At 69.8% G+C, this 3,235-nt stretch carries 4 protein-coding genes; all 4 read right to left on the reverse strand.

The features are described from left to right. Positions 1-753 (reverse strand): NAD(P)H-dependent flavin oxidoreductase (locus NS220_RS16685; RefSeq protein ID WP_058625135.1); only part of this gene is annotated, 753 nt, incomplete at its 3' end. A gap of 83 nt (positions 754-836) precedes the next feature. Continuing rightward, entirely contained in the window at positions 837-1,622 is a 786-nt protein-coding gene (locus NS220_RS16690; RefSeq protein WP_058625136.1) for an amino acid ABC transporter ATP-binding protein, read from the reverse strand. Next, positions 1,609-2,274, reverse strand: coding sequence for an amino acid ABC transporter permease (locus NS220_RS16695; protein WP_058625137.1), 666 nt, complete (start codon positions 2,272-2,274; stop codon positions 1,609-1,611). Before NS220_RS16695 ends, NS220_RS16690 begins: the two co-directional genes overlap by 14 nt. Positions 2,275-2,388: 114 nt before the next feature. Next, complete coding sequence (locus tag NS220_RS16700) at positions 2,389-3,195, reverse strand: amino acid ABC transporter substrate-binding protein (RefSeq protein WP_058625138.1); 807 nt, start codon at positions 3,193-3,195, stop codon at positions 2,389-2,391. Between the last annotated feature and the right edge of the window lie 40 nt (positions 3,196-3,235).

A 3,235-nucleotide genomic window follows, 5' to 3' on the forward strand; every position in this document is an offset into this window, starting at 1 on the left:
CCGGCGGGGCGTGGCGGCCGACTGCCGCGTGCGGAGGAATGCCGTTCCGACCTGCACCCCCTCTGCGCCCAGCGCGAAAGCGGCCGCCACGCCCCGCCGGTCGGCGATGCCGCCGGCCGCGATCACGGGGACGCCCACCGCGTCCACCACCTGCGGGACGAGCGCGAAAGTGCCCACCAGCGAGCGCGCGGGGTCCCGGAGGAAGGAGACGCGGTGCCCGCCGGCCTCCGCGCCCGTGGCGACGACGGCGTCGACCCCCGCGGCGTCGAGCGCGACCGCCTCGGCGACGGAGGTGGCGGTGCCCAGGACCCGGATGCCGCTCTCTTTCGCGCGCGCGAGGGTCTCGGCATCCGGAATCCCGAACACCACGCTGAGGACGTCGGGGCGCGCGTCGAACACGGCGTCGAGCTGTGCGGAGACGTCGGGAAGGAAGGATGCCGGCTGCGTCGGCGGTGTCACCCCCGCGGCGGCGAAGAGCGGAGCGGCGGCACGGACGAAGGGCTCGACGTCGACCTCGTCGGGGGTGACCTCGTCGCCCCGTGGCAGCCAGAGGTTCACGGCGATCGGCCGCGTGGTCGCCGCGCGCAGAGCGACGATCGTGTCGCGGATGCGCTCCGGTGTGTATCCGTAGAGGCCGAAGGAGCCGAGCCCGCCGGCCCCGCTCACGGCGGCGGTCAACGCCACGGAGGACAGGCCCCCGAAAGGTCCCAGGATGATCGGGGCGTCGATGCCGAGCCGTTTCGCGAGGCGCATGCCTCCGACGTTACCCGGGGCGCATCGGGTCGGCACCGGCTACCGGATCCGCGCGGACACGGTGGGCACGCTGCGATCGAGCGTCAGGCGGGGTCGGGTCCGTCGAGAGGGCGGAGCAGACGGTTGAGGAAGCGCTGCGTGCGCTCCTTCTTCGGGGCGCGGAGCAGCTCGGTGGGAGCCCCGCGTTCCACGATCACGCCCTCGTCGAAGAAGAGCACCTCGTCGGCCACCTCGCGCGCGAAGCCGAGCTCGTGGGTCACGATGACCATCGTCCAGCCCTCGTTCGCGAGTTCGCGCAGCACGGTCAGCACCTCACCGACCAGTTCGGGGTCGAGGGCGCTCGTCGGCTCATCGAACAGCAGCAGCTGCGGCTGGAGCGCCAGGGCGCGCACGATCCCGACACGCTGCTGCTGCCCGCCGGAGAGTTCCGAGGGGTAGGCGTCGCGCTTGTCGGTGAGTCCCACGCGGGCGAGCAGCGTCTCGGCTCGCGCGATCGCCTCGGCTCTCGGGACGCCGTGCGCCTGGACCGGCCCCTCGATGACGTTCTGGATGACCGTAAGGTGCGGGAAGAGATTGTGGTGCTGGAAGACCATCGCGGAGCGGTCGCGCAAGGCGGTGCGATCGGCCTTCGTGACCTTCGTCGCGAAGTCGACCGTCGTGCCCTCGTCGAACGCCACCACTCCGGCATCCGGAGTCTCCAACCCGTTGAGGCAGCGCAGCACCGTCGTCTTGCCGGAGCCCGAGGGACCGATCAGCACGAGCACGTCGCCGCGGCGGACCTCGAGATCGACGCCGCCGAGCACGCGATTGGTGCCGAAACTCTTCTCGAGACCCGTCACCTGCAGCAGCGGGAGGTCAGTGGGCGACATGGCGGTCCAATCTCTTCTCGAGGGCGTTCTGCCCGAACGACAGCACCAGGCAGAACAGCCAGTAGATGAGCGCCGCCTCGAGGTACACGGCCATGAACTCGTACGAGAACGCCGCGATGTTCTGCGCTTGACGGAACAACTCCGAGACGAGGATGAGCGATGCCAGCGAGCTGTCCTTCACGAGCGAGATGAACGTGTTCGACAGCGGGGGCACCGAGACGCGAGCCGCCTGCGGGAGGATGATGCGCGTCAGCGTCTTGGTCGGCGAGAGTCCCACCGTGTGCGCCGCCTCCCACTGTCCGCGAGGGACCGAGAGGATCGCGGCGCGGATGACCTCGGCGGCATAGCCCCCGACGTTCAGCGAGAACGCGATGACCGCGGCGGGGAACGGATCGATCGTGACGCCGACCGCGGGCAGGCCGTAGAAGATCACGAACAACTGCACGAGCAGCGGGGTGCCGCGGATGATCGAGATGTAGAACCGCGCGATCCCCGACAGCACGACGTTGCGGGACAACCGGAGCAGCGCCATGAGCAACGCGATCACGAGACCGATGGCGAAGGACGCCAGGGACAGCGGGATCGTCCCCCGCAAGCCGGCCAGCACCATGGGCCAGAACGAGTCGAGCATCAACGACCAGACGTCGTTCATGAGCCTCCTTCGTCACGCGGGCGCGGTGCCCGGGTCTGTCACGCGGACGCGGACCGCCCTCTCCCCCACGCTAGAGGTGGGGAGAGGGCGATCCGCGGGGGTTTACAGCGGTGCTTACTGGGTGACGTCGGCGCCGAAGTACTTCTCGCTGATCTGAGCGAGCGTGCCGTCGGCGCGCAGCTCGTCGAGAGCGCCGTCCACGGCCGCGGCCAGCTTGTCCTGACCCTTCTTAAAGGCGAACGCGCTCTCGGAGGTGTCGTCGGTCTGCGCCGCGATCTTCAGGCCCGTCGGGCTGTTGGTCTTCTCGTAGTCGAGGTAGGTCAGCTGGTCGTTGATCGTGGCATCCACTCGGCCCTGCTTCAGCAGTGCGACAGCCTGGGCCCAGCCCTCGACGGCCTCGACCTGCGCACCGCTCTGGGTCGCCAGCTCGTACCAGTTGCTCGTGAGCGACTGCGCGGTGGTCTTTCCCGCGAGGTCGGCGAAGCTCGAGATCGAGGTGTCGGTGTCCGTGGTCACGACGACGCCGCGCGACACGGTGTACGGGGCGCTGAAGGTGTACTTCTGCTGGCGCTCGGGGTTGATGGACACCTGGTTGGCGATGACGTCGAAGCGTCCGGCATCCAGGCCCGCGAAGATCGCGTCCCACTGGGTCTCCTGGAACTTCACCTGCAGGCCGAGCTTGTCGCCGACGGCCTTGGCGATCTCGACGTCGAAACCGGTGAGGTCGCCCGCGCCCTCGTGGAACGAGAACGGGCGGTAGGTGCCCTCGGTGGCGACCGTCAGGGTGCCGTCGGAGACGAGACCGTACTCCGCTCCCGCACCGGGGGTCGCTCCGGCGGTCGTGCCGCCGCTGCAAGCGGTCAGCGCGAGGGCGCTCAGGCCCAGGGTGGCGGCGAGGACGGTCAAACGGCGACGGGGCATGGTTGTTCCTTGGTGAGGGGGTGGGGGGTGGCGCGATGCG

The sequence above is a fragment of the Microbacterium testaceum genome (assembly GCF_001476655.1).
GTDB classification, from domain to species: domain Bacteria; phylum Actinomycetota; class Actinomycetes; order Actinomycetales; family Microbacteriaceae; genus Microbacterium; species Microbacterium testaceum_C.

Excerpts from the sequence above, each read along its gene's own strand:
- NS220_RS16700 (WP_058625138.1), bottom strand. The coding sequence starts at position 3,195 with ATGCCCCGTCGCCGTTTGACCGTCCTCGCCGCCACCCTGGGCCTGAGC.
- NS220_RS16690 (WP_058625136.1), bottom strand. The coding sequence starts at position 1,622 with ATGTCGCCCACTGACCTCCCGCTGCTGCAGGTGACGGGTCTCGAGAAG.
- NS220_RS16695 (WP_058625137.1), bottom strand. The coding sequence starts at position 2,274 with ATGAACGACGTCTGGTCGTTGATGCTCGACTCGTTCTGGCCCATGGTG.